Origin of the sequence: Roseovarius indicus (assembly GCF_008728195.1) — a bacterium.
GTDB classification, from domain to species: domain Bacteria; phylum Pseudomonadota; class Alphaproteobacteria; order Rhodobacterales; family Rhodobacteraceae; genus Roseovarius; species Roseovarius indicus.
The window spans coordinates 4,064,708-4,089,171 of sequence record NZ_CP031598.1 but is presented as its reverse complement, the minus strand read 5'-3'; the positions used below and the strand labels follow the sequence as shown (position 1 = coordinate 4,089,171).

Sequence of the window (24,464 nt, the reverse complement as noted above, 5' to 3'; positions counted from 1 at the left end):
CTAGTCCATGATGTAGCCGTAAGAGCCGCTGAAATCCTGGCGGGCGACTTCGCCCACAGGGCTGTCCTCGGGGACGTCGCGGGCCACGCGGCCGTTGAGGAAGAGCTCACGCTCGCTGGGGATGCGGACGCGGTCGGTGGGAAGGGCCAGTGCCTCGCCCGTGGTGGGCGTGACGAGGTGGGCCGACACGATGATCACCAGCTCGGTCTGGGCGCGCTGGTAATCGGCGCTGCGGAAGAGGGCGCCGAGCACGGGCACGTCGCCGATCCAGGGCACCTGGCCGCTGTTGTCGCGGAAATCGTCCTGCAGGAGGCCGGCGATGGCGAAGCTCTGCCCGTCGCGCATGGCCACCGTGGTGGAGGTGTCGCGGCGGCGGAAGGCGTTGACCGACAGCCCGTCGACGACGAGCGAGTTGGCGTTGTCGATCGACGAGACCGCGGCCGCCAGCTCGAGGTTGATGACACCGTCGTCGACGACCCGCGGGATGAAGTTGAGCTCGACGCCGAAGGGTTTGAATTCGATCGTGGTGACGCCGTTCTCCTGCGAGACCGGGATCGGGTATTCGCCGCCGGCGAGGAACTTGGCCTCCTGCCCAGAAAGGGCGGTGAGGTTCGGTTCGGCCAGGGTGCGCACGACGCCCTTGGTTTCGAGCGCTTCCAGCAGGATGCCGACCTCGGTCGACCCGATGTCGAAGCCGAAGGCGATGGCGCCGTTGTTTTCCTGAATGGAGGGGATCGCGCCCGCGAGCGTGTTCAGCACGCCGCCCTGGGTGTTGGTGGTGTTGGTGCCGCCGATGACGCCGACGCCGGAATTGCTGCGCCCGTCGATCGACAGCGAGGTGCCGAGCGCCTTGGAGACGCTGCGCTGCATCTCGGCGAAGCGGACCTTGAGCATGACCTGGTGCTTGCCGGCGACCGACATGAGGTTCGAGACGCGCTCGGGCGCATAGCGCTGGGCCAGCTCGAGGGCGCGGTCCATGCGGACGTTGCTGCTGACGGTGCCCGAGAGCACGATGCCGTCATTGGCGGAGCGGACCTCGATGTTCTCGCCGGGCAGGACCTGCCGGAGACGTTCCTTGAATTCGGAGATGTCGGCGCTGACACGCACCTCGACATTGGTGATGAGGCGACCGGTGGCATCGAGAAGGGTGAGCGTGGTGCGCCCCGGCGACTTGCCCAGCACGTAGATCGTGCGGTCGGAGAGCGTCGAGAAATCTGCAATGGCCGGGTTGGCGATGCTGAGTTCGGCGAAGGGGACATCGCTTTCGACCACGACCGCCTGGTTCATGGTGATGCTCAGGTCGCGCCCGGTTGCCTTCCGGACGACCTGAAGCGACTCGGCCATGGCCGAGCCTGCAATCGGTCCGTACGCCAAAACCAGCCCCGCGAGAGCGGCTTTGAATAAGCGCGAAAATGTCATGTGACCTGCCTTTCCGATCACGCCTCAAGATGCGGGTCTTGGCGCCCGCGTTTTCCGAAAGATGGGCCAATTCCGAAATTTTTGCAAGAATCAATGACTTTCGACCCGGCTTTGAAGACGTTTCTGCGCGATCGTTGCGCGAATGAAACCCTTTTCACCCCACGCGGGGATCGACAAGGGGCGCTGCGGATGGCAGCGCCCCTTTCGTCGCGGGTGCGTTTCCGGTGCGGTTCGGGCCGGTTGGGCCGGCCCGGCGCGCCCGGTTCAGTTCGTGCAGGGGATCGGTGTCTCGATCACCTCGGCGCCGCGGCGCGTGCGGATCGTGCAGACCTGCTGTTCGATCGGGGCGCTTTCGACGACCTGTTCCTCGATGCCCAGCAGGCTGCGCTGATCGACCTCGATCGCCTCGGCGACGGAATCGTCTTCGGCGCCGACGAGCGACAGTGAAAGCTGGCCGGTCGATTGGGCCTGGGCCAGCGATGCGACCTGTTGCGGGCGGGCCGAAACCGTGACCGTGCGGGCGATGATCGCCTCGTTGGTGTCGGCGTTGGCCTCCTGGTCGACGGCGATCAGCTTGACGTTGGTTTCGATCAGCTTGGTCACGTCCTTGGCGCCGCGCCCTTCGAGCTGTGCGCCCGAGGTGTTGGCCGCCTGGCCTGTCCAGTAGATGTCGACCCGGTCACCGGGGCGCAGGAAGCCCGAGACGCCACTGGAGACGTCGACATTGATCGCGAAGGCGCGCATGCCGCGTTCGAGCTGCGAGGTGATGCCGGCTTCTTCGCCGGGGGCCGTCACCTTGACCGCGAGGATTGCCTCGTTGGCCTCGATCGAGCGCAGGACGGTGCGGGGCACCCCTTCGCCGCGGGGGAAGAGGGCCTCCTGGGTCTCGAACACGCCTTCCGGCAGCGACATCGCCGGGAAGGGGGTGAGACGCACGTCTTCGAGGTTGAGCTCCTGCCCGTATTTCAGGGGTGTGGCCGCGACGTAGACCTCGATCGTGTCGATGCCGGGGTCGCGGTTGGCCCGTTCATGGGCCAGCTCGGCCTGATACCGCTGAATGTAGCTCTTGGCCATGTATACGGCAAAGCCGGCAAGGCCGAGGCCGAGAACAAGTACGAGTCCGAAAACCAAACGCATGGCCTATCCTTTCCGATGGACTGCTCCGTCGTCCGACCCCTTCCGGGCCGGTTTCCCGGTCGGAGTATTGCCCGGGTAATATGGCGAAAGAAGGGAAGTTGGGTGGCGGTTTGACGGTCGTTCGGCGATGGATGCCGATGCCGCCAGGCGCCTCGCATGGCCGGAGCGCCACGCGCTCGTCAGCTGCCGTTGGACACCTGCTTGCTGGATGCAGAGGTGCTGATGTCGCTCGACAGGACGTCGATTGCGTTGCTGATGGTGGCGGTCGATGCCGCGGTAAGACCCACGACGCTGGCGACGATCACCACCCATTCGGCGTTGGCTGAGCCGTCCTCGTCGCGAAGGTGAGTATTGATGCGTCCGAGGATGTTGAGGGGATTGAATGTCATGGGGTACTCGCTCTCTTGTCATGTTGGCCGGTCAGCCGCGTCTTGTGCGTGGGCGATCCGGTCGGGGTGTCAGGTCGAGGCGTGGGCCATTGGCCCGGGCCGCCATGATATGCATGTCCTCCGTCATGCAAATGGCCGCGAAATTCGATTTCGCGGCCACGTGCAAGTCGTAAAGAAGCGGACTTCTATTAGTCGCCGTTCGAAACCTTTTTGCTCGACACGCCGGTCTTGATCGAGGTGGCCAGGGTGTCAACACCGCCGGAAACGGTCGACACGCCAGCAACGCCCAGGCCGACGACGGCTGCGGTCAGAACGACCCAGTCAACAGTCACGGCACCTTCTTCGTCTTTGCGGAATTTCTTGATGAACTTGATCATGGTTGGTCCCTCCAAAGGATCAGTTAAGCTACAGTTACTAACCGTTCCGGCTTTCTGTGGGCCGCCTCTCTCTAAGGCCCGCTGCCGTTGCGGTATGAGCAGATATAGCCAGTGGAATCAGGCAGGAATTGGGCGGCTTTGGTAGCATTTTGTGAATCGCGGACTTTTTGCGGTGAGTGTACTTAAGATGCTGAAAACAAAAGAATAAAAAGTGAAATTTCTTCTTGTGGAGCGTGATTTGAGGCCATTTGCGGCGGGAATTTCACATGTTTCCGTTTCTGGCGGGGCCACAAAATCCGTGAAACATCCCGATTTTTGAGGTAGGGTTGCCCAAAAAGACGAGGCAGTGCAGTGAAACCCTACATTCTACGCGCGTCGATGGCGCTGGCCGTGGGCCTGTGTGTTGCGATTCCCGCGGCTGCCGACAGTCCGCCGCCCTATCCCGAATTCACCTTCAAGATGGGCAAGCCCCCGAAGAAGGGCACGAAGAAGCGGATCAACGTTCAGATCGAGCCGGGGGACCAGGTGGTGGCGAAGCCTGCCAAGCCGAAGCCCGACGACGCGGGAACCGGCACGCATAGCGCCGCAGCGGCCTCTGGGCGGTATGACTGGTTCTGGACGAAGGTTTCCCCCGGATTGGCCGAAGACCCCGCCCTGCGGCTTCGCAGCGCCTTTGCCAGCCTCGAGGACGGGCCGGGCGGGGTGAAGGTGACGGGGCCGCGGTTGCAGACGCTGCAGGGCATCGCCTCGTCGCAGGGGGCGAACATTTTGCGGGCGACGATCGGGACGGACGTGTCGCCGGCGCTGGTGCTGGCGGTGATCTCGGTGGAGTCGGGCGGGCGCAGCACCGCGGAGAGCCACAAGGGTGCGCAGGGGCTGATGCAGCTGATGCCGGATACCGCGACGCGGTTCGGGGTGACGGACAGCCTGTCGAGCGATCAGAACATCAAGGGCGGGGTGGCCTATCTCGACTGGCTGCTGAAGGAGTTCGGCGGGGACGCGGTGCTGGCGCTGGCCGGGTACAACGCCGGCGAGAACGCGGTGAAGAAGCATGACGGCGTGCCGCCCTACACGGAAACGCGGGATTACGTGCCCAAGGTACTGGCCGCCTTCCAGGTGGCCGGGGGGCTGTGCAAGACGCGGCCCGAGCTGATCACCGATGCCTGTGCGCTGAACCTGGCGGTGAAATAGGGGACGACGCGCCCCGGGGCTGGCCCGGAGCGCGTTCGAGTTCAGACGATCTTCGCCTCGGTCTTCTCGATGATCTCCTCGCGGGTGACGTCGGGGGCGCATTCCACGATGGTCAGGCCGTCTTCGGTCACGTCGAGCACGCCGAGGTTGGTGATGATCCGGTTGACCACCCCCGTACCGGTGAGCGGCAGGGTGCATTCCTTCAGGAGTTTGGACTCGCCCGCCTTGTTGGTGTGGTCCATGACCACGATCACGCGGCGCACGCCGGCGACGAGGTCCATCGCGCCGCCCATGCCCTTGACCAGCTTGCCCGGGATCATCCAGTTCGCCAGGTCACCGTTCTCGGCCACTTCCATGGCGCCGAGGATCGCCATGGCGATCTTTCCGCCGCGGATCATGCCGAAGCTCATGGCGCTGTCGAAGTAGGAGGTGTGCGGCAGTTCGGTGATGGTCTGCTTGCCGGCGTTGATCAGGTCGGGGTCTTCCTCGCCGGCGACGGGGAAGGGGCCCATGCCGAGCATGCCGTTTTCCGACTGCAGCGTCACGTGGACGCCTTCGGGGATGTAGTTGGGCACGAGCGTGGGGATGCCGATGCCGAGATTGACATAGGTGCCGTCTTCCAGCTCCTGCGCGGCGCGTGCCGCCATCTGATTGCGATCCCAGGGCATGATCAGGCCTCCCTCACGGTACGTTGTTCGATACGCTTCTCGTGCTCGCCCTGGATCAGGCGGTGCACGTAGATGCCCGGCAGGTGGATATGGTCGGGGTCGAGCTCGCCGGGTTTGACGATTTCCTCGACTTCCATGATGCAGGTCTTGCCGCACATCGCCGCCGGCGGGTTGAAGTTGCGGGCGGTCTTGCGGAAGATGCAGTTGCCCGTTTCATCCGCCTTCCATGCCTTGACGATGGAGATGTCGGCAAAGATGCCGCGTTCGAGGATGTAGGTTTCGCCGTCGAAATCCTTGTGCTCTTTCCCCTCGGCGATCTGGGTGCCGACGCCGGTCTTGGTGTAGAAGCCCGGGATGCCGGCGCCGCCGGCGCGCATGCGTTCGGCAAGGGTACCTTGCGGGTTGAATTCGAGCTCGAGTTCACCGCCGAGGTACTGGCGCATGAATTCCTTGTTCTCGCCCACGTAGGAGCTCATCATCCGCTTGACCTGCCGGCTTTGCAGCAGCAGGCCGAGGCCGAAATCGTCGACGCCCGCGTTGTTCGAGGCGACGGTGAGATCCTTGACGCCCGATTTCTGGATCGCGTCGATCAGCAGTTCGGGGATGCCGCACAGGCCGAAACCGCCCGCGGCGATCAGCATCCCGTCTTGGAGAAGCCCGTCCAGCGCTTCGGCGGCGGACCCGTAGATCTTGCTCATGAAATGAACCCTCCTGTCATTCGGCCCCGATATGACGGAGGGGGCGGGAGAGAGTCAACGTCTGGGCCAGTTGGGGGGCGGGATTAGGGGTTTCTACGTAGGATGTATCCTGCCTGAAGCGGCACCGGGGATTGGACGTAGGCTATTCGTTGCCGGTGTCCCGGCCTTGGAGCCGGGATTACGCAGTTGCCCGAGGCCCCGGGGCAAGCCCGGGGCGGGCGGGCAGTGCTGCCGCGGGTGCCGGTGGTGACCGGTCAGATGATCCGCACCTTGGTGCCGATGGGGGCTATGCCGTAGAGCTCTTCGATCATGTGGTTGTAGAGCCCGATGCAGCCGTCCGAGGAGCGGCGGCCGATCTTGCGGGTGTCGTGGGTGCCGTGGATCAGGTAGGCGGGCCAGTCGAGATACATGGCGTGGGTGCCGAGCGGGTTGTCGGGGCCGGGCGGCATGTATTTCAGGTCGGGGTTGCGTTCGACCATGCTGGCGGTGGGGGTCCAGTCGGGGCCGACCTTCTTGCGGACGATCTCGGTGTAGCCGCGTTTCGTCAGCTCGTCGGTCATCGGCACGGAGGTGGGGTAGATGCGGTAATCCTCGCCCTCGCCGTTCCAGTAGTGGAGCGCGCGCGAGACGGTGTCGGCGATGATGTAGGCGGGTGCGCCCGGGTCGAAATGATCGCGCCAGTCCTTCTGCTCGAAAGACGAGATGTTGCGGCGCACGCCGGGTTCGGCCGGAAGCTGTTCGCGGTCCTGCGCGAGAGCCGGGGTGACGATGGTCGTGGCCAGACCGGAAAGGATCAGGGTGCGGCGGGTGAGGGTGTGGCGGGGCATCTTGCGTGCTCCTTCTGCTCGATGGGATTTCGGGCAGATGTGCCACGGGCCCGTGCGCCGGGGAAGCCAACGGGCTGTCACAAGCGCGTGAGCCGCCCCCGGGAAAGGGGCGGCTTTGCACAGGTTGCGCGGATTTCAGGCTATTTGTCGGCGGCCGCCTTCTTGGCCGTGGTTTTCTTGGCCGGGGCCTTTTTCTTGGCTGGGGCCTTGCGGCCCTTGCCCTTCTTGGCGGCCTTCTCGGCGATGAGTTCAACGGCCATTTCCATGGTCACGTCATCGGGCTCGGTGCCCTTGGGCAGGGTGGCGTTGACCTTGTCCCACTTGACGTAGGGGCCATAGCGGCCATCCATCACGTTCACCGGACCGCCGCTTTCGGGGTGTTCGCCAAGCTCCTTCAGCGGCTTGGCGGCGGCGCGGCCCTGGCCGCGGCTGGCGGCTTTCTGGGCCAGCACCTCGACCGCGCGGTTCATGCCGATGGTGAAGACCTCGTCGACCTCCTTGAGGTTGGCGTAGAGGCGGCCATGCTTGACGAAGGGCCCGTAGCGGCCGATGCCCGCCTCGACGGGTTCGCCATCGTCAGGGTGGGGGCCGACCTCGCGCGGAAGGCTGAGCAGGGTCAGGGCCTTTTCGAGTGTCATGTCATCGGGGCTCCAGCCCTTGGGCAGGCTGGCACGGGGCGGCTTCTTGTTGTCCTCGGTGACTTCGCCGCGCTGGACGTAAGGCCCGAAGCGGCCCGAACGCAGGCTGATCTCGTCGCCGTTGTCCTCGCCCAGCACACGGTCGCCCGCCTCGCCGGCATCGCCCGAGATGGGGCGGGTGTAGCGGCATTCGGGGTAGCGCGAGCATCCGACGAAGCCGCCGGAGCGCGAAGGCTTGAGGTTGAGCCGCCCCTCGCCGCAGAGCGGGCAGGCGCGCGGGTCGGAGCCGTCTTCGCGGGGCGGGTAGAGCATGGGCGCGAGCGCCTCGTCGAGCTTGTCGATCACCTCGGCGGTGCGCAGCTCGGAGGTTTCGGCGATGGCCGCCGAGAAATCGCGCCAGAAATCGGCGAGCACCTTCTTGTAGTCGGCCTCGCCCGCGCTGATGACGTCGAGCTCTTCCTCGAGATTGGCGGTGAACTCGTAACCCACGTATTTGCGGAAGAAGTTCAGCAGGAAGATCGTGACGATGCGGCCCTTGTCCTCGGGGATGAGGCGGTTCTTGTCCTTACGGACATACTCGCGGTCCTGGATCGTGGTGACGATCGAGGCGTAGGTCGAGGGGCGGCCGATGCCGAGCTCTTCCATCTTCTTCACGAGCGTCGCCTCGGTATAACGGGGCGGGGGCTGGGTGAAGTGCTGTTCGGGGGTGACGCCGCGCTTCTCGGCCTTGTCGCCCTGGTCGATCTGGGGCAGGCGGTTGTCGTCGTCGTCATCCGAGGCGGAATCGTCGCGGCCTTCCTCGTAGACCTTGAGGAAGCCGTCGAACAGGACGACCTGCCCGGTGGCGCGCAGGCCGACCTGCTTATCGGCGCTTTCGATCTCGACCGTGGTGCGTTCGAGGCGGGCGGCGGCCATCTGGCAGGCGAGCGTGCGCTTCCAAATCAGGTCATAGAGCTTGCGTTGGTCGGCGTCGGAAATCTTGATCTGGCTCGCGTCCCGCGTCATGTCGGTGGGCCGGATGCACTCGTGCGCTTCCTGCGCGTTCTTGGCCTTGTTCTTGTACATGCGTGGGCTGTCGGGGACGTATTCGGCGCCGTAGCGATCCTTGATGGCGTCGCGGGCGGCGTGCACGGCCTCGGGGGCCATGTCGATGCCGTCGGTCCGCATGTAGGTGATGAGGCCGGCCTCGTAGAGGCGCTGGGCCGCGCTCATGGTCTGGCGGGCGCCCATGCCGAACTTGCGGCTGGCCTCCTGCTGCAGGGTGGAGGTCATGAAAGGGGCCGACGGGTTGCGCGAGGTCGGCTTGGCCTCGACGCCCGAGATCGTCAGGTCGCGACTGGTGATGGCCTGCACCGCCAGTTCGGCCTGGGTCTGGTCGGGGATGTCGTAGCGGTCGAGCTTCTTGCCGGCCCAGCTGACGAGCCGCGCCTCGAATTCCTTGCCGCGGGGCGTGGCGAGGAGGGCCTTGACGGACCAGTATTCGCGGGGCTGGAACGCCTCGATTTCCATCTCGCGCTCGACGATGAGGCGGAGGCAGACCGATTGCACCCGGCCGGCCGAGCGGGCGCCGGGAAGTTTGCGCCAGAGCACGGGGCTGAGGTTGAAGCCCACGAGATAGTCGAGCGCGCGGCGGGCGAGATAGGCCTCGACCAGCGGCGCGTCGACCTCGCGCGGGTTCTTCATCGCCTCGGTGACGGCGGATTTGGTGATGGCGTTGAAGACCACGCGGCTGACGGGCGTATCTTTCTTGAGGGCCTTGCGCTTGCGCAGGGCTTCCTCGAGGTGCCAGCTGATCGCCTCGCCTTCGCGGTCGGGGTCGGTGGCGAGAATGAGCGCGTTGTCATCCTTCAGCGCGTCGGCGATGGCCTTGACGTGTTTGCGGCTGTCGGCGCCGATCTCCCAGGTCATGTCGAAGCCGTTTTCGGTGTCGACCGAGCCGTCCTTGGCGGGCAGGTCGCGCACATGGCCGTAGGAGGCCAGAACCGTGTAGTCGGATCCCAGGTACTTGTTGATGGTCTTGGCCTTGGCCGGGGATTCAACGACGACAACTGGCATGAAAACTCCTTTCGACTCGGGGGTCGCTTATGGCGGGGCAACATGTGGGCTGGCAAGCGGGAATGTCAATGAGGCCTGAAATGACATGCCCGGTGGGGTGCGCGTGCCGTCGAGTCAGCCGTTCGGGGCCTTGAGGGTGCGTTGCAGAAGCTCCCGGGCCGCGCCGGTGAGGCGAAGGGCGCCCTGGTGGCTGAGATGGTCGCCGTCGCGGAAAAGCAGGGTCTCGCCGTCGAAGAGCGGGCAGATCTCGGGGCCGCAGAGAGAGGCGAGGAGGGGCTCGAAGAGGATCTGGTCGTTCTCTTGTGCGAGGCGTTCGAAGGCGGGGGCGTAGGTGGCGCGCTGTGCGTCGGCGGTGGCGCGGGGCAGGCCGAGGGTGACGTCATGGCCGAAAAGCAGGCGGCGGGCCTGGGTCGGGAGGTGGAGCGCATCTCCGGCGGGGACGTCGTCGAGGAGGACGATGCGGCGGTCGGGCAGGCGTTGGGCGAGGCGGGTGAGGCCATTGAGGGTGGCGGTGGGGTTGTAGGCGGTGCCCTGGCCTTCGTAGCCGCCGTCTGTCCAGATGTCGCCCTCGGTGCGGTAGGTGTAGCCGGTCATCTGGTGCTGCCAGAAGGCGGTGACGTAGAGGGTTTCGACCTCGGGGCGGGCCTCGAGGAAGGCGATGAGGGCGTCGACCTGTTGGCGGAATTCCGGGTAGCCGGGTTTGTCGACGCCGGCGAGGGGGCGGAAGCCGGGGTAGGTATACTGGTAGCCGGCAAGGCCCAGGGTTTCGGCGGCGGTGAAGATGGCCGGGGTGAGGGCGAAGGCGTGGCTGTCGCCGATGAAGACGAAGCTGGCCGGTGTATCGGGGGCGCCGCGCAGGCAGACATCGCCTGTGTGCGCCCGGGCCGGGGTGACGAAGTGGCAGTCGGCAAGGGGTTGCATGAGCGGGCCGGTATCGGTGAGGTCGAGGAAGGATTGCGGCATGCGGGCGGGCAGGCCATCGCGCTGGGTGACGTAGGTGGCCATGACGGCCACGACGGCGGCCGCGGCGGCGGAACTGGTGAAGATGGCCCGGCGGGAGAGGCGTTTGCGATCGCGGAAGGGCTGTTCGACGAAACGCCAGGAGAGGGCCGAGAGGAGGAGGGCGAGGGCGAGGCAGGCGATGCCTTCGGTGACGGAGAGGTCATCGCCCTTGCGGTAGACGGCGAAGGCGATGATCGGCCAGTGCCAGAGGTAGAGGGAATAGGAGAGCTTGCCGATCCAGACCATCGGCGGGGTGGATAGGAGGCGCGCCGAGGGTGTGTGGCCGCCGGTGCCGGACCAGATGACGAGGGTGGCGCCGAGGCAGGGGAGGAGGGCCGCGGTGCCGGGGAAGGGGGTTTCGGGCCCGTAGGCGAGGATCGCCGTGGCGATCATCGCGAGGCCGATGAGCCCGAGCGGGCCGGTCAGGAGGCGGTTGCGGGCGGCGCGGTCGAGCCAGCCGCGGCGGGCGATCAGCGCGAGGCTGGAGCCAAGGAGTAGCTCCCAGATACGGTATTGGGGGAGGTAGAAGGCGGCCTCGGGCGCGGTGGCGGTGGCGTGGACCGAGAGGGCGAAGGAGAGGAGGCCGGCGAGCGTGAGGAGGAGGGCGGGGGGGAGGCTGCGCCCGACGCGGAAGGCGAGCCAGAGGAGCGGCGGGAAGAGGACGTAGTATTGCTCCTCCACGCCGAGCGACCAGGTGTGGAGGAGGGGCTTGAGCTCGGCCGCTTCGGTGAAATAGCCCTCTTGCGTGTAGAACCAGATATTGGCGAGGAAGGCCGTGGTGGAGGCGGCGCTCTTGGCGTAGTTCACCAGGTCGGTGGGCGTCATGAGGAGGAGCGCGGCGACGGTGGTGAGCGCCATGACGGCGAAGAGGGCCGGCAGGATGCGGCGGGCGCGGCGTTCGTAGAAATCGACGAGGGAGAAGCGGTTCTCGTAAAGCTCGCCCAGCAGGAGCGTCGTGATCAGGTAGCCGGAGATGACGAAGAAGACGTCGACGCCGACGAAGCCGCCGGAAAGGCCCAGCCCGGCGTGGAAGACGATGACCGGCACCACCGCGACCGTGCGCAGACCGTCGATGTCGGGGCGATAATGCAAGCGGCCTCTCCTGCCCGGGTGGCCCTTCAAGTGGGCGGGCGCGGGGTTTCGTCGGCGCCTTTTGCCCTCAACGGGTATGGGGGATCAAGCCCCTGGTTCGTTTTGTGGGGCAGCGGGGCTTGTCAGCCCTTGCGGGCTGCCGCGCGAGGATCATGCACTTCGCGAGACGAGGCCGCCGGGATGACGGATGATGCGACCGTCGAGTTCGAGATCGGTCAGAACCGGGGCGACCGCCGCCGCGGGCGCCGACAGGTCGCGGATCAGCTGATCCTCGGCCAATGGCGTGGGGCCGAGGCGTTGGAGGATGTCGCGGTGCAGGATCTGGCTGTGAAGTTTCGCGGTTTCGCGCAGGCTGCGCGTGTCGGGCGGCGGCACGGCCTGGGTTGCGTCAGGCTGGGTGGTATCAGGCTGGGGAGGCTCGGGGTGGCTGGAGAGCGGCAGTTCGGGTGCGGTTTCTTCGATCGGGTGTGGGGTGGCGGCGGGTAGCGCCTCGATCACGTCGGCCGCGTTGCGAACGAGCGTGGCGCCGTCGCGGACCAGCATGTTGCAGCCCGAGGCGCGGGCGTCGAACGGGTGGCCGGGCACGGCGACCACCTCACGCCCCTGGTCGAGGGCGGTTCGGGCGGTGATGAGGGAGCCGGATTTCGCCGCCGCCTCGACCACCACGACGGCCTGCGCCATGCCGGAGATGATGCGGTTGCGGGAGGGAAAGTGCCGGGCTTGCGGGACGAGGCCCATCGGCTGCTCCGAGAGGCGCAGCCCTTTGGCGAGAAGGTCATCGCCGAGGCGCGCGTTTTCCGCCGGGTAGATCACGTCGACGCCGCTGGCCAGTACGGCAATCGTGCCGGTTTCGCAGGCCGCGGTGTGGGCGGCCGTGTCGATGCCGCGGGCAAGGCCGGAAACGACGACGTAGCCCGCCTCGGCGAGCTCTTTTGCGAGGGCACGGGCCATGCGCAGGCCGAGAGAGGAGGCATTGCGTGCGCCGACAAGGGCGATCATCGGGCGGGAGAGGGCCGAGATGTCGCCCAACATCCACAAGAGCGGCGGGGCGTCGGCGGTTTCGGCAAGCTGCGCGGGGTAGCTGGCATCGCCGATCGTGACCATGCGGGCGCCCACGGCGCGGGCGGCGGCCAGTTCGGCCTCGGCCACGCCGGCGGGACAGGGAGCGTAATCCTTGGCGCCGGAGGCGCGGGCGAGCTCGGGCAGGGCGTCGAGCGCTGCGGAAACCGTGCCGTTCTCGGCGATCAGGCGGTAAAAGGTCGACGGGCCGACCCGCCGTGAACGCAGCAAACGGAGCCACGATATCCGATCATCTTCCGTGGTGGGTGGGAGTGGGGGGTGAGTGGAAGGATGTGTATCCTCGGACATCGTGACTCCGCCTGCTTGCAAACCATGGGTAACGTGCGCAGGGTTAACGCGGAGTAAACCAAACAAAAAAATTTTGGCGAAAACCGGAAATCCGCAGATTTTCCGGGTTTTTTCGGTGATGTGCGGGCAAGGCGCCGGTCAGGCGGCCTTTTTCACGCCCGTGGCCAGCCAGACCCGATGCGGCACCTGAAGCGGTGCTTCCGGGAAGTCCTTGTCCAGCAGGTCGGCGAGGTCCGAATCGAAGGCCTCGACCTCGGCCTCGGGGAGGCTGGCCGCGACGCCGGCGCTGGCGCGGATGCGGCCGCGCCATGCGTCTTGGCTGTAGGGCTGGGATATGTCGAAGGAAGCGGTTTCGATGCCGGTGAAGCCGGCTGTCGCGAGGTCGGTCAGCCAGTCGGGGTAGAGACCGGTGCCGTGGGCGCCGGCCCAGACGGGGTTGTACGCGAGGATGAGCGCCTCTGTCGCGGCGACGACGTTGCCGGGAAGCGGCAGCCAGTCGAAATGGGCGATGAGGCAGCGGCCGCCGGGGCGGAGGACACGCGCGGTCTCGGCGGCGGCGCGGGGCCGGTCGAACCAGTGCCAGCACTGGCCGGCGGTGACGAGGTCGAACTGGGCGTCGCCGACGGGGAGGGATTCGGCCGCACCTTTTATATATGTGGCTTTGACACCCTCTTCCGCGTCGAGCCGGGTTGCCTGCGCCATGAGTTCTTCGGAGGGGTCCAGGCCGGTGACGTCGAGCCCGATGCGGGCGAGGCCGCGGGCGAGCGTGCCCGTGCCGGTGCCGATATCGAGGGCGCGTGCCGGGGCCGTGGCAAAGCCACGGGTGGCGACAAGGTCGAAGAACGACTGCGGAAAGCCGGCACGGTGGGTGGCGTAATCGGTGGCGGTGCGGCCGAAGGCGACGTTGTCGCCAAAGGCGCGGAGGGCGTCGGGGCCTTTGGGGGTGGTCGCGTCGGTCATGGGGCGGGTATTCCCTTGCTGGGCGGGTGTGGTGCCGGAATTTTCGAAAATTCCGGGTTGGAAAATGCGCATTTTCCCACCCGTTTTCCGGGCGGAAAACGGGTGGCGCTGCTGCGGTGGGGGCGTGACCCGGAAAATTGGAATTTTCCGAGCCGTTTTCTTCGAAGAAAACGGGGCCGCTCAGGCCGCCGAGCCGCCAACCGTCAGCCCGCCGATCATCACCGTGGGCTGGCCCACGCCCACGGGCACCCATTGGCCCGCCTTGCCGCAATTGCCCATGCCCGGATCGAGCGCCATGTCGTTGCCGAGGGCGCGGATCTTCTGGAGCGCGGTCGCCCCGTCGCCGATCAGCGTGGCGCCCTTGACGGGCGCGCCGACCTTGCCGTTCTCGACGCGATAGGCCTCGGTGCAGGAGAAGACGAACTTGCCGTTGGTGATGTCGACCTGCCCGCCGCCGAAGCCCACGGCATAGATGCCGTCCTTGAGATCGGCGAGGATGTCGGCGGGGTCGGACTCGCCACCCAGCATGTAGGTGTTGGTCATCCGCGGCATCGGCGCATGGGCGTAGGATTCGCGACGGCCGTTGCCGGTGGGCTCGACCCCCATGAGGCGGGCGTTCTGGCGGTCCTGCATGAAGCCGACAAGGATGCCGTCCTCGATCAGGGTGTTGCGGCGGCTGGGCGTGCCCTCGTCATCGACGGTGAGCGAGCCGCGGCGGTCGGGGATGGTGCCGTCGTCGAGCACGGTGACGCCGGGGGCGGCGATGCGTTGGCCCATGAGGCCGGCGAAGGCCGACGAGCCCTTGCGGTTGAAGTCGCCCTCAAGACCGTGACCGATGGCCTCGTGCAACAGGATGCCGGGCCAGCCCGGGCCGAGCACCACGTCCATGACGCCCGCCGGGGCGGCTTCGGCGCGGAGGTTGACGAGGGCGATGCGGAGCGCCTCCTTCGTCTTGTCCTGCCAGTCGGCCGGGTCGAGCAGGCCGTCGAGGCCCAACCGCCCGCCGCCGCCGGCGCCGCCGGATTCGCGGCGGCCGTCCTGTTCGACGATCACGCCCACGTTCAGGCGGGTCATGGGGCGGATATCGGTGACCTCGGTGCCGTCGGGGCGGAGAATCACCACCTCCTGGTGCGAGGCGGCGATGGTGGCGCTGACCTGCACGACGCGCGGGTCGAGGTCGCGGGCGAAGGCGTCGATTTCGCGCAGGGTTTCCAGTTTCACCGGGAAGCTCGCCCCGGCGATCGGGTCGTCGTCGGTATAAAGGTGCGTGTTGGTTCGCGCGGGGGGCGCGGCCATGGTGCCGCCGCCGTCGCCCACGGCGAGGCGGGCGGTTTCGACCGCGCGGGAGAGCGCCCCTTCGGAGATGTCGGAGGAGTGGGCGTAGCCGGCCACTTCACCCCGCACGGCCCGCAAACCAAAGCCTTCGGAGGCATCGTAGGACGCCGATTTCACGCGCCCGTCGTCGAAGACCAGCGCCTCGGACCGGCGGCGTTCGAGGAAAAGCTCGCCATCGTCGGCGCCGGCGGTCGCCTCGCCCAGGCGTTTGAGGGCGAGATCGCGGTCGAGGGCGGTCTCGAACGGGCGGAAGGGGGTGTCACTCATCTGTTTTTCCTTGTCACCGGGAGCGCGAAAACTTGATCTAAATCAAAAAAGCGTCCGTTTGCCGCAATGCTCTTTCTTGTCTGCCGGGGCAGAATATGGTTTTTACCGACAGCGAACGAGGGGCTGCCGTGCGGCCTGCCCACAGATTTACTAATACACGACGAACGCTTCAACCGATCAGGGTGCAAAATGCGAAGACTTTCCAGCCTGCTGGCCGCCATGGCCGCGATGACCGCTTTCCCCGCCTTTGCGCAGGAGGCGGCCGAGAATATCGGCAAGCCGCGCGAGGGGGCCATGGGGTTCCAGGTGGCCGCCACCGAACTGGCCCGCGACATTCACTGGCTGGACGGGATGATCAACATCATCATCACGGCGATCGTCATCTTCGTCTGTGTCCTGCTGGCGATCTGCATCCTGCGGTATAACCGCAAGGCCAACCCGGAGCCGGCGAAATTCACCCACAACTCGCCCGTCGAGGTGGCGTGGACGATCATCCCGATCGTGATTCTCGTCTTCATCGGGGCATTCTCGCTGCCCGTGCTGTTCAAGCAGCAGGAGATTCCCGAGGCTGACATCAACATCAAGGTGACGGGCTACCAGTGGTTCTGGGGCTACGAGTACGAAGACCACGATTTCGGCTTCGAGAGCTTCCTGCTGCCGCGCGAGGAGCTGGCCGATGCCGGCTACAGCGAGGACGAGTACCTGCTGGCCACCGACACGGCCGTCGTCGTGCCCGTGAACAAGACCATCGTGATGCACGTGACCGGCGCCGACGTGATCCACTCCTGGACCATCCCGGCCTTCGGCGTGAAGCAGGACGCGGTGCCGGGCCGGACCGCCCGCCTGTGGTTCAAGGCCGAGAAGGAAGGCACCTATTTCGGCCAGTGTTCGGAACTGTGCGGCAAGGACCACGCCTATATGCCGATCACCGTCAAGGTCGTCAGCCAGGAAGAGTATGACGAGTGGCTCGACGGCGCGATCGAGGAATATGCCGGCACGCCGCGCAATGTGGACGTGGCGTCGATCGCCGAGTGAAATGAGGCAATGGTGGGTTGGCACCCACCCTACGGAATGCGCGTAGGGTGGGCGACACCCGCCAGCCGGAGAGTTAAATGAGCGACGCAAGCCTTTCAGCCAGCACCCCGCAGACCGGCGAAGCCGGGTTCGGGGATTACTTCGCCCTGCTGAAGCCGCGGGTGATGACGCTGGTGGTGTTTACCGCCTTTGTCGGCCTTTACGCCGCGCCGGGTGCCGTGCATCCGGTGGTGGGCTTTGCCGCGATCCTGTTCATCGCCGTTGGCGGCGGGGCCTCGGGCGCGCTGAACATGTGGTGGGATGCCGATATCGACCGGGTGATGAAGCGCACCCGGAACCGGCCGATCCCGTCGGGGCGGATCACCGGATCGGAGGCGTTCGGGTTCGGCATGACGCTGGCCGGGTTTGCCGTGATCATGCTGGGGCTGGCGACGAACCTTTTTGCCGCCGCGCTGCTGGCCTTCACCATTTTCTTCTACGTCGTCATCTACTCGATGTGGCTGAAGCGCTGGACGCCGCAGAACATCGTGATCGGCGGGGCTGCCGGGGCGTTTCCGCCGATGATCGGCTGGGCCGCTGTGACAGGGGGTGTGAGCCTCGAATCGGTACTGATGTTCGCGCTGATCTTCATGTGGACGCCGCCGCATTTCTGGGCGCTGGCGCTGTTCATGCGCTCGGATTACGACGATGCCGGCGTGCCGATGCTGACGGTGACCCACGGGCGCCGGGCGACGCGGGCGCATATTCTGGTCTACACGCTGCTACTGGCCGCGCTGGCCGTGGGTGCGGGGTTCACCTCGATCGGCGGGCCGGTCTACCTGGCCACCGCTGTCGTGCTGAACGCGCTGTTCCTGAAAGGGGCCTGGGCGATCTGGCGGCGGGACGAGGTGATGGCGGAGGCCGACAAGTACAAGGCGGAGCGGTCGTTCTTCAAGTTGTCGCTGCTGTATCTCTTCGCGCATTTCGGGGCGATCGCGCTCGACACCGCGATGGCGCCGCTCGGGCTGGGAGGCTGGTGATGGCGCTGTCGAAACAGCATGACCTGCACAAGCGCCGGTTTTCCCGCAACCTCGGGCTCGGCCTGGTGCTGGCCGCCTTCGTGGCGCTGGTCTTCGGGCTGACCGTGGCGAAGGTGTCGACCGACGATTTCACAATGCCAATGAACGAGGCGGCGGACTGATGGCGATGGATGGCAACAGCAAAACCGTGGTCAAGCTTGTGAGCGTTGTCGTCGTGATGGGCGGCCTCGCCTGGGCGTCGGTGCCGTTCTATGACTGGTTCTGCCGGGTGACGGGTTTTGGCGGAACGCCGGGCACCAATTCGGCCGGGTCGCAGGAAATTCTCGACGAAACGATCAAGGTGCGCTTTTCCGCCTCGAAGGAGCGCGGCATGCCGTGGGAGTTCAAGCCCATGCAGCGCGAGGTCGAACTCAAGATCGGTGAAACCGGGTTGGCCTTCTTCGAGGCCTACAATCCGACCGACCGCCCGATTGCCGGCCAGGCGGCCTATAACGTCACGCCCTACGAGGCGGGCGGGTTCTTCAACAAGGTCGACTGTTTCTGCTTCACCGAGCAGGTGCTGCAGCCCGGACAGCGGGTGGAAATGCCGGTGACCTACTTTGTCGACCCGGGCATCGTGACAGACCGCGATGCGAAGTACACCAAGACGATCACGCTGTCCTACACGTTCTACGAAATCGACCTGCCGGAAGAGCAGGCAGCGCTTGCGACCGGCGGCGAAACCGATACAACCACGAATTAAGACACGCTTTGGCGAGGGATACGCACCATGGCACATGAGAAAAATCACGACTACCACATCCTGAGCCCCTCGGCCTACCCGTTCATCGGCGCGGTCGCAGGGTTCGTCATGCTCTTTGGCGCCGTTCTCTATTTCCACGGAAGCGGGCCCTGGGTGCTTCTGATGGGGACCGTGGGCGTGGCCTACACGATGTTCGGCTGGTGGGCCGAGACCATCAAGGAGAACCACGTGGGCGATCACACGCCCGTCGTGCGCATCGGCCTGCGCTACGGGTTCATCCTGTTCATCATGTCCGAGGTGATGTTCTTCTCGGCGTGGTTCTGGACCTTCTTCAAGCACGCCATGTACCCGATGGACCCTGACGGCGCGAGCCCGCTGGTCGAGGGTGTCTGGCCGCCGGCGGGCATCGAGACGTTCGACCCGTGGCACCTGCCGCTGATCAACACGCTGATCCTGCTGTGCTCGGGCGCGGCCGCGACGTGGGCGCACCACGCGCTGGTGCACGAGAACAACCGCGAAGACATGAAATGGGGCCTGATCATCTCCATCGCCCTGGGCGCGCTGTTCACCGTCTTCCAGGTGTATGAATACAGCCACGCGGCTTTCGGCTTCTCGGGCAACATCTATGGTGCCACCTTCTTCATGGCGACGGGCTTCCACGGGGCGCACGTGGTCATCGGGACGATCTTCCTGTTCGTCTGCCTGATGCGGGTGCTGAAAGGGCATTTCACCCCGGAGAACCACGTGGGCTTCGAAGCCGCGGCGTGGTACTGGCACTTCGTCGACGTGGTGTGGCTGTTCCTGTTCGCCGCCGTCTATATCTGGGGCGGCTGAGGGCCACGCACGGTGCGCTCAAGCGCACCCTACACCAGACCCCGTAGGGTGCGCTTCCAGCGCACCCTTTTCAATTGAGGAACCTGCACGTGCGCTTCATCCTTCCCCTGCTTTTCGGCATCGCCGGTGTCGCCGTGCTTGTCAGCCTCGGCGTGTGGCAGGTGCAGCGGCTGGCGTGGAAGGAAGAGATCCTGGCCAGGATCGAGGCGAAGATCGCGGCGGAGCCCGTGGCGCTGCCGGAAAGCCCGGAGCAAGAGGCGGACAAGTACCTGCCGGTCGAGATGACCGGGCGGTTCCAGCCCGGGCTGTTGCGGGTGCTGGTGAGCCAGAAGCATGTGGGCGCAGGCTATCGCATCATCTCGCCCTTCGAGACGGAGGAGGGGCGGCGGGTGCTGCTCGACCGGGGGTTCATCAAGATCGACGGCGAGATGCGCGCGCCACCGACCGGGCCGGTCGAGGTGACCGGCAACCTGCACTGGCCGGATGACCGGAATTCCTCGACCCCCGAGAATGACCTCGAGGAGAACATGTGGTTCGCCCGGGATATCGGCCAGATGGCCGAGGTGTTCGAGACCGAGCCGCTGCTGGTGGTCGTGCGGGAAATGTCGCCCGAAGACACGGGCGCGACGCCTTTGCCGGTAGACACGAGCGCAATTCCCAACGATCACCTCGAATATGCGATCACGTGGTTTTCGCTGGCCGTCCTGTGGGCCGCGATGACCGGCCTGCTTATCTGGCGCATGCGCCAACCCGCGAAAGGGGCAGAGACATGAAATACATCTCGACCCGGGGAAACGCCCCTGTTCTGAGCTTCGAGGAGGCCATGCTGACCGGGCTGGCCCGGGATGGCGGGCTTTACCTGCCCGAGAGCATTCCGCAGATGAGCAAGGCGGATATCGCCGCGCTTGAGGGGGTGAGTTACGAGGAGGCCGCGTTCCGGGTTATGTGGCCTTTCCTTGGCGGGGCGTTCACCGAGGACGAGTTCCGCGGGATCATCGAGCGGGCCTATGCCGGGTTTGCCCATGACGCGCGGGCGCCTCTGGTGCAGCTCGGCTCGGGCCATTTCCTGCTGGAGCTGTTCCACGGGCCGACGCTGGCCTTCAAGGATTTCGCGATGCAGCTGATCGGGCAGCTTTTCGAGGCGTCGCTGACGCGGTCGGGGAACCGGGTGTGCATCGTTGGCGCCACGAGCGGCGACACGGGCAGTGCCGCGATCGAGGCGTTCCGGGGGCTGGAGGCGGTGGATGTCTTCATCCTGTTCCCGCATGGCCGGGTGTCCGAGGTGCAGCGCCGCCAGATGACCACGCCGTCGGAGGACAACGTTCACGCGCTTTCCGTGACCGGGCATTTCGACGATTGCCAGGCGCGGGTGAAGGACATGTTCAACGACTTCGCCTTCCGCGACGCAGTGGGGCTGGCGGGCGTGAACTCGATCAACTGGGCAAGGGTGCTGGCGCAGGTCGTCTATTACTTCACCTCGGCCGTTTCTGTGGGCGCTCCGCATAGAAGTGTGAGTTTCACCGTTCCCACGGGGAATTTCGGGGATATTTTTGCCGGTTACATCGCGAAACGTATGGGCCTGCCGATCGACCGGCTGGTGGTGGCCACCAACCAGAACGACATTCTGCACCGCTGCCTGAGCCAAGGGGATTACACGCCCGACGGGGTGATCCCGTCTATCAGCCCGTCTATGGATATACAGGTGAGCTCGAATTTCGAGCGGGCGCTCTACTATGCCTATGGCGAGGACGGCAATGCCGTGGGCCAGCTGATGGACGAGCTGAAGGCGGGCGGATTCAAGGTGAGCCAGGGCGCGCTGGAGGCGCTGCGGGAGAGTTTCGACTCGGGCAATTGCTCGGAGGAGGAGACGCGGGCGACGATTGCGCGGCTGTGGAATGGCACGGGCGAATTGCTGTGCCCGCACTCGGCCGTGGGCGTGAAGGTGGCCGAGGAGCATCATGCGCCCGGCACGCCGATGATCACGCTGGCCACCGCCCACCCCGCGAAGTTCCCTGACGCGGTGGAAGAGGCCAGTGGCCTTCGTCCCCCCTTGCCCTCGCATATGGCCGACCTGTATGACCGGTCAGAGCGTGTGACACGGGTTGAAAACGACCTCACCGCAATCGAAGACATCATCAAGGACCGCACCGGCCATTGACCGTTAATCTTACGACCCTCCCGAACGGGTTCCGCATCGTCACCGAATACATGCCCGGCCTGCAATCGGCCGCCATTGGCGTGTGGGTGCTGGCCGGGGCCCGCCACGAAACCGAGCCGCAGAACGGCATCGCGCATTTCCTCGAGCACATGGCCTTCAAGGGCACAAAGCGGCGCAGCTCGCTTCAGATCGCCGAGGCGATCGAGGATGTGGGCGGGTATATCAACGCCTATACCTCGCGCGAGGTGACGGCCTTCTATGCCCGTGTGTTGAAGGATGACGTGTCGCTGGCGCTGGACGTGGTGGCGGATATCCTGCGCCAGCCGGTCTTCGACCAGCGCGAGATCGAGGTGGAGCGGGGGGTCATCCTGCAGGAGATCGGGCAGGCGCTGGACACGCCCGACGACATCATCTTCGACTGGCTGCAGGAGAAGGCGTATCCGGATCATCCGCTGGGGCGGACCATTCTTGGCGAAGAAGCGCGGGTGAAGGGGTTTTCCCGCGAGGACCTGACCGGGTTCGTGGAGCAGCATTATCGGCCCGGGCAGATGATCCTGTCGGCCGCCGGGGCCGTGGACCATGACGCGCTGGTGCGCGATGCGGAGCGGTTTTTTGGCGACATGAGCGGCGACAATGCAGGGCCGGCGCCGAGTGCGCGGTTCGAAGGCGGTGAAAGCCGCCGGGTCAAGCAGCTGGAGCAGGCGCATTTCGCCCTGGCCTTCGAGAGCCCGAACTATACCGATCCGGGGGTTTATGCCTCGCAGATCTATTCCTGCGCTCTGGGCGGGTCGATGTCGTCGCGGCTTTTCCAGGAGATCCGCGAGCGGCGGGGCCTGTGTTACACGATCTTCGCGCAGGCCGGGGCCTATGCGGATACGGGCATGATGACGATCTATGCCGGTACCGCGGGCGCGCAGATGCAGGACCTCGCGCAGATTACCGTGGACGAGATGAAACGGGCGGCCGAGGATCTGAGCCCGGCCGAGCTGGAACGGGCGCGGGCGCAGATGAAGGCCGGGCTGCTGATGGGGCTGGAAAGCCCGTCGAACCGGGCCGAGCGGCTGGCACGGATGATCCAGATCTGGGGCCGGGTGCCGGATATCGACGAGGTGGTTGAGCGCATCGACGCGGTCACTCTTCCGGAAGTGCGCGACATCGCCGAGACGACGATCAGCAAGGCCCCCGCCGCGATGGCGCTTTACGGGCCGGTCGAGGAGGCGCCGACGCTGCAGGCCTTGCAGGAAAGGCGCGCGGCCTGATGTTCATGCCGCGCCGAAAAACGCGGATCGAAACCGAACGCCTGACGCTGCGCCAGCCGCAGCTTTCCGATTATCGCGACTGGTCGTCGCTGCGCGAGCAGAGCGCCGACTTCCTGGTGCCGTGGGAGCCGCAATGGGCGAGCGATCACCTGTCGCGCAAGGGGTTCACGAACCGGGTTTACTGGGCGCAGCGGTCTATTTCGGCAGGTTCGGCGGTGCCGCTTTTCCTTGTAAGGCGCGAGGACGAGGTTCTTCTGGGGGCGATCACGCTGGACAATATCCGGCGGGGGCCGGCGCAGTCGGGGACGCTGGGCTATTGGGTCGGGGCGCCCTATGCGCGTCAGGGCTATATGCGCGAGGCGATCGCGGGGATGGTGCATCACGCGTTCGAGCGGCTCGACCTGTCGCGGCTGGAGGCGGCGTGTTTGCCGGAGAACCAGGCGTCTCGGCGGCTCTTGGAGAAATGCGGGTTCAAGTACGAGGGTGTGGCGCAGAGCTACCTTCAGATCAACGGTCGGTGGCGGACGCATGTGCTTTATGCGTCGCTCAGGGCTGATCGCCGGGGGCGGACGGGGATCGGTTAGGATTTCGGGGCGCTGCCCCCGCCGTTGAAATTCCCTTGGAATTTCAACGTCTCCCCCGGGATATTTTACCCAAGAAGAAGCGGCGGGTGTGCTTTCTCAGGCTCAGGGAAGGGCGGCGTCGATGAGCGTGTGAGCGGCGGTTTTCGCGTCTTGCGCGGCGGCGGGTCCGCGGCCGAGCACCGCCATGATGATGGCACCTTCCTTCAGCAGCAGAAGATGACGGGCGAGGTCCTGCGGGGCGGGGGCGCCGGCCTGTTTGCAGAGGTTCGCGACGTGGTCCTGCAGCAGGCGCTTGTGTTCGGCCGACTGGGCGTGGATCGGGTCGTCGAGCTCCTGGTACTCGGCGCTGGCCTTGATGAACATGCAGCCGCGGTAGGTGTCCTGTCTGAACCATTCTTCCAGCGCGTCGAACATGGCGAGCAGCTGGTCTTGGGGTGTGGAGGCGAGGTCGTCCATCCGGCGGAAGAGCCAGTTGCGGAAGTTCTCGTCGCGCAGGCGGAGGACGGCGAGGATGAGATCCTCCTTGGTGCGGAAATGCTTGTAGATCGACGTCTTTGAAACGCCGGTTTCGGAGGCGATCATGTCCATCCCGGTGGCGTGGAAGCCGTTTCGGTAGAAGGTGTCGAGCGCCTTGCGAACGAGTTCGCCCCGTTTCGTCTGCTGCATGATTCGCCTCCAGGGTTGACTGATCTGTTTTAGACTGGTGACGCGGTGGCTTCAAGGAGGTGCGCGTAACATACTCAAGATTATAGCATTTTTCAGGGCCTCACGGAAGCGCGAAGAGACGCCACGTAAACTTTGTTGACAGGGTTAACAGATCGGTACAGATTGGCTTTAGTTGACCGATCGGTTAACCCATCGCGCTCCGGCCGGCCCTGATCCTCTCCTCCCTGCCTGGCCGGCCGGGGTGCCCTGACAAGGAACGACGATAAATGGCACGTCCCCCGCTTCCCCCCTTCACCCGCGAGACGGCCGCCGAGAAAGTGCGTTTGGCCGAGGATGCCTGGAACAGCCGGGCGCCGGAGTTAGTGGCGCTGGCCTATACGCCCGACAGCCAATGGCGGAACCGGGCCGAGATGTTCGAGGGGCGCCCGGCGATCGTGCGGTTCCTGAGCCGGAAATGGGCGCGGGAGCACGAGTATCGGTTGATCAAGGAGCTGTGGAGTTTCAGCGACGCCCGGATTGCCGTGCGCTTTGCCTATGAATGGCGCGACGAGGGCGGGCGGTGGTTTCGTTCCTACGGGAACGAAAACTGGGATTTCGCCGGCGACGGTCTGATGCGGCGGCGGATCGCGTCGATCAACGACCAGCCGATTTCTGAGGCCGAGCGCCTGATGCGCTGGCTGCAGGGACGGCGACCGGATGATCATCCGGGGCTGAGCGAACTGGGACTCTGAGGCCCGGTAAACG

The 24,464-nt window shown here is 65.6% G+C and carries 24 protein-coding genes; 11 read left to right on the top strand and 13 right to left on the bottom strand.

The annotated features are described in order from the left end of the window. The 4 genes from RIdsm_RS19790 to RIdsm_RS19775 form a co-directional block, all read right to left on the bottom strand. Positions 1–1,419 carry a type II and III secretion system protein family protein gene (locus RIdsm_RS19790; RefSeq protein WP_057818155.1) on the bottom strand — a complete coding sequence of 473 codons (1,419 nt, stop codon included), beginning with the start codon at positions 1,417–1,419 and terminating at the stop codon, positions 1–3. A gap of 264 nt (positions 1,420–1,683) precedes the next feature. After that, the gene (gene cpaB, locus RIdsm_RS19785; protein WP_057818153.1) at positions 1,684–2,556 is read right to left on the bottom strand and encodes a Flp pilus assembly protein CpaB; all 873 of its coding nucleotides are present in this window, start codon (positions 2,554–2,556) and stop codon (positions 1,684–1,686) included. 179 nt (positions 2,557–2,735) lie between these two features. After that, positions 2,736–2,945: a hypothetical protein gene (locus RIdsm_RS19780; RefSeq protein WP_057818151.1), complete on the bottom strand. Its 210-nt coding sequence runs from the start codon at positions 2,943–2,945 to the stop codon at positions 2,736–2,738. Positions 2,946–3,133: 188 nt separating this feature from the next. After that, the gene (locus RIdsm_RS19775) at positions 3,134–3,322 is read right to left on the bottom strand and encodes a Flp family type IVb pilin (protein WP_057818149.1); all 189 of its coding nucleotides are present in this window, start codon (positions 3,320–3,322) and stop codon (positions 3,134–3,136) included. 378 nt (positions 3,323–3,700) lie between these two features. On the opposite strand from RIdsm_RS19775, the gene RIdsm_RS19770 reads away from it, so the two are divergent. Beyond that, positions 3,701–4,513, top strand: a complete 813-nt coding sequence (locus RIdsm_RS19770; protein ID WP_057818147.1) for a lytic transglycosylase domain-containing protein — start codon at positions 3,701–3,703, stop codon at positions 4,511–4,513. A gap of 41 nt (positions 4,514–4,554) precedes the next feature. Here the strand turns inward: RIdsm_RS19770 and RIdsm_RS19765 are convergent, their stop codons facing one another. From RIdsm_RS19765 to tldD, 8 genes are all read right to left on the bottom strand, one after another. Next, the gene (locus RIdsm_RS19765) at positions 4,555–5,181 is read right to left on the bottom strand and encodes a CoA transferase subunit B (protein ID WP_057818145.1); all 627 of its coding nucleotides are present in this window, start codon (positions 5,179–5,181) and stop codon (positions 4,555–4,557) included. A gap of 2 nt (positions 5,182–5,183) precedes the next feature. Then, a complete protein-coding gene (locus tag RIdsm_RS19760; protein WP_057818143.1) occupies positions 5,184–5,879 on the bottom strand; it encodes a CoA transferase subunit A in 696 nt (231 codons plus the stop codon). Positions 5,880–6,133: 254 nt separating this feature from the next. Then, positions 6,134–6,706 (bottom strand): L,D-transpeptidase, encoded by a 573-nt coding sequence (locus RIdsm_RS19755; RefSeq protein ID WP_057818141.1) that lies wholly within the window; start codon positions 6,704–6,706, stop codon positions 6,134–6,136. 140 nt (positions 6,707–6,846) lie between these two features. Further along, entirely contained in the window at positions 6,847–9,399 is a 2,553-nt protein-coding gene (gene topA, locus RIdsm_RS19750; protein WP_057818139.1) for a type I DNA topoisomerase, read from the bottom strand. 114 nt (positions 9,400–9,513) lie between these two features. After that, positions 9,514–11,493 (bottom strand): acyltransferase family protein, encoded by a 1,980-nt coding sequence (locus RIdsm_RS19745; RefSeq protein ID WP_057818137.1) that lies wholly within the window; start codon positions 11,491–11,493, stop codon positions 9,514–9,516. A 150-nt stretch (positions 11,494–11,643) separates the two neighbouring features. Then, positions 11,644–12,861, bottom strand: coding sequence for a DNA-processing protein DprA (dprA, locus tag RIdsm_RS19740; RefSeq protein ID WP_074940578.1), 1,218 nt, complete (start codon positions 12,859–12,861; stop codon positions 11,644–11,646). Positions 12,862–12,999: 138 nt separating this feature from the next. Beyond that, positions 13,000–13,821 (bottom strand): class I SAM-dependent methyltransferase, encoded by an 822-nt coding sequence (locus RIdsm_RS19735; RefSeq protein WP_057818254.1) that lies wholly within the window; start codon positions 13,819–13,821, stop codon positions 13,000–13,002. Positions 13,822–14,001: 180 nt separating this feature from the next. After that, complete coding sequence (gene tldD / locus RIdsm_RS19730) at positions 14,002–15,423, bottom strand: metalloprotease TldD (RefSeq protein ID WP_057818135.1); 1,422 nt, start codon at positions 15,421–15,423, stop codon at positions 14,002–14,004. A 189-nt stretch (positions 15,424–15,612) separates the two neighbouring features. Here tldD and coxB point away from each other — a divergent pair, with 189 nt between their 5' ends. The 9 genes from coxB to RIdsm_RS19690 all read left to right on the top strand — a co-directional run bounded on the left by coxB (position 15,613) and on the right by RIdsm_RS19690 (position 23,054). Beyond that, the gene (gene coxB / locus RIdsm_RS19725; RefSeq protein WP_057818134.1) at positions 15,613–16,458 is read left to right on the top strand and encodes a cytochrome c oxidase subunit II; all 846 of its coding nucleotides are present in this window, start codon (positions 15,613–15,615) and stop codon (positions 16,456–16,458) included. A 77-nt stretch (positions 16,459–16,535) separates the two neighbouring features. Next, the gene (cyoE, locus tag RIdsm_RS19720; RefSeq protein WP_057818132.1) at positions 16,536–17,477 is read left to right on the top strand and encodes a heme o synthase; all 942 of its coding nucleotides are present in this window, start codon (positions 16,536–16,538) and stop codon (positions 17,475–17,477) included. Continuing rightward, positions 17,477–17,638: a hypothetical protein gene (locus RIdsm_RS30235; protein WP_057818131.1), complete on the top strand. Its 162-nt coding sequence runs from the start codon at positions 17,477–17,479 to the stop codon at positions 17,636–17,638. The genes cyoE and RIdsm_RS30235 overlap by 1 nt, the downstream gene beginning before the upstream one ends. Further along, positions 17,638–18,219, top strand: a complete 582-nt coding sequence (locus RIdsm_RS19715) for a cytochrome c oxidase assembly protein (protein WP_057818129.1) — start codon at positions 17,638–17,640, stop codon at positions 18,217–18,219. The genes RIdsm_RS30235 and RIdsm_RS19715 overlap by 1 nt, the downstream gene beginning before the upstream one ends. Positions 18,220–18,246: 27 nt before the next feature. Next, positions 18,247–19,053, top strand: coding sequence for a cytochrome c oxidase subunit 3 (locus RIdsm_RS19710; protein ID WP_057818127.1), 807 nt, complete (start codon positions 18,247–18,249; stop codon positions 19,051–19,053). A gap of 89 nt (positions 19,054–19,142) precedes the next feature. Beyond that, positions 19,143–19,826 carry an SURF1 family protein gene (locus tag RIdsm_RS19705; RefSeq protein WP_057818125.1) on the top strand — a complete coding sequence of 228 codons (684 nt, stop codon included), beginning with the start codon at positions 19,143–19,145 and terminating at the stop codon, positions 19,824–19,826. Beyond that, positions 19,823–21,211: a threonine synthase gene (gene thrC / locus RIdsm_RS19700; RefSeq protein ID WP_057818123.1), complete on the top strand. Its 1,389-nt coding sequence runs from the start codon at positions 19,823–19,825 to the stop codon at positions 21,209–21,211. Before RIdsm_RS19705 ends, thrC begins: the two co-directional genes overlap by 4 nt. Beyond that, positions 21,208–22,470, top strand: coding sequence for a M16 family metallopeptidase (locus tag RIdsm_RS19695; protein ID WP_057818121.1), 1,263 nt, complete (start codon positions 21,208–21,210; stop codon positions 22,468–22,470). Before thrC ends, RIdsm_RS19695 begins: the two co-directional genes overlap by 4 nt. After that, a complete protein-coding gene (locus RIdsm_RS19690; RefSeq protein ID WP_057818119.1) occupies positions 22,470–23,054 on the top strand; it encodes a GNAT family N-acetyltransferase in 585 nt (194 codons plus the stop codon). The genes RIdsm_RS19695 and RIdsm_RS19690 overlap by 1 nt, the downstream gene beginning before the upstream one ends. Positions 23,055–23,156: 102 nt before the next feature. On the opposite strand, the gene RIdsm_RS19685 is transcribed toward RIdsm_RS19690, so the two are convergent. Next, positions 23,157–23,720, bottom strand: a complete 564-nt coding sequence (locus RIdsm_RS19685; RefSeq protein WP_057818117.1) for a TetR/AcrR family transcriptional regulator — start codon at positions 23,718–23,720, stop codon at positions 23,157–23,159. A gap of 266 nt (positions 23,721–23,986) precedes the next feature. On the opposite strand from RIdsm_RS19685, the gene RIdsm_RS19680 reads away from it, so the two are divergent. After that, positions 23,987–24,451, top strand: coding sequence for a nuclear transport factor 2 family protein (locus RIdsm_RS19680; protein ID WP_057818115.1), 465 nt, complete (start codon positions 23,987–23,989; stop codon positions 24,449–24,451). The last annotated feature ends 13 nt before the right edge of the window (positions 24,452–24,464 follow it).

Excerpts from the sequence above, each read along its gene's own strand:
- RIdsm_RS19790 (WP_057818155.1), bottom strand. The coding sequence starts at position 1,419 with ATGACATTTTCGCGCTTATTCAAAGCCGCTCTCGCGGGGCTGGTTTTG.
- cpaB (WP_057818153.1), bottom strand. The coding sequence starts at position 2,556 with ATGCGTTTGGTTTTCGGACTCGTACTTGTTCTCGGCCTCGGCCTTGCC.
- RIdsm_RS19780 (WP_057818151.1), bottom strand. The coding sequence starts at position 2,945 with ATGACATTCAATCCCCTCAACATCCTCGGACGCATCAATACTCACCTT.
- RIdsm_RS19775 (WP_057818149.1), bottom strand. The coding sequence starts at position 3,322 with ATGATCAAGTTCATCAAGAAATTCCGCAAAGACGAAGAAGGTGCCGTG.
- RIdsm_RS19770 (WP_057818147.1), top strand. The coding sequence starts at position 3,701 with ATGGCGCTGGCCGTGGGCCTGTGTGTTGCGATTCCCGCGGCTGCCGAC.
- RIdsm_RS19765 (WP_057818145.1), bottom strand. The coding sequence starts at position 5,181 with ATGCCCTGGGATCGCAATCAGATGGCGGCACGCGCCGCGCAGGAGCTG.
- RIdsm_RS19760 (WP_057818143.1), bottom strand. The coding sequence starts at position 5,879 with ATGAGCAAGATCTACGGGTCCGCCGCCGAAGCGCTGGACGGGCTTCTC.
- RIdsm_RS19755 (WP_057818141.1), bottom strand. The coding sequence starts at position 6,706 with ATGCCCCGCCACACCCTCACCCGCCGCACCCTGATCCTTTCCGGTCTG.
- topA (WP_057818139.1), bottom strand. The coding sequence starts at position 9,399 with ATGCCAGTTGTCGTCGTTGAATCCCCGGCCAAGGCCAAGACCATCAAC.
- dprA (WP_074940578.1), bottom strand. The coding sequence starts at position 12,861 with ATGTCCGAGGATACACATCCTTCCACTCACCCCCCACTCCCACCCACC.
- RIdsm_RS19735 (WP_057818254.1), bottom strand. The coding sequence starts at position 13,821 with ATGACCGACGCGACCACCCCCAAAGGCCCCGACGCCCTCCGCGCCTTT.
- tldD (WP_057818135.1), bottom strand. The coding sequence starts at position 15,423 with ATGAGTGACACCCCCTTCCGCCCGTTCGAGACCGCCCTCGACCGCGAT.
- coxB (WP_057818134.1), top strand. The coding sequence starts at position 15,613 with ATGCGAAGACTTTCCAGCCTGCTGGCCGCCATGGCCGCGATGACCGCT.
- cyoE (WP_057818132.1), top strand. The coding sequence starts at position 16,536 with ATGAGCGACGCAAGCCTTTCAGCCAGCACCCCGCAGACCGGCGAAGCC.
- RIdsm_RS30235 (WP_057818131.1), top strand. The coding sequence starts at position 17,477 with ATGGCGCTGTCGAAACAGCATGACCTGCACAAGCGCCGGTTTTCCCGC.
- RIdsm_RS19715 (WP_057818129.1), top strand. The coding sequence starts at position 17,638 with ATGGCGATGGATGGCAACAGCAAAACCGTGGTCAAGCTTGTGAGCGTT.
- RIdsm_RS19710 (WP_057818127.1), top strand. The coding sequence starts at position 18,247 with ATGGCACATGAGAAAAATCACGACTACCACATCCTGAGCCCCTCGGCC.
- thrC (WP_057818123.1), top strand. The coding sequence starts at position 19,823 with ATGAAATACATCTCGACCCGGGGAAACGCCCCTGTTCTGAGCTTCGAG.
- RIdsm_RS19690 (WP_057818119.1), top strand. The coding sequence starts at position 22,470 with ATGTTCATGCCGCGCCGAAAAACGCGGATCGAAACCGAACGCCTGACG.
- RIdsm_RS19685 (WP_057818117.1), bottom strand. The coding sequence starts at position 23,720 with ATGCAGCAGACGAAACGGGGCGAACTCGTTCGCAAGGCGCTCGACACC.
- RIdsm_RS19680 (WP_057818115.1), top strand. The coding sequence starts at position 23,987 with ATGGCACGTCCCCCGCTTCCCCCCTTCACCCGCGAGACGGCCGCCGAG.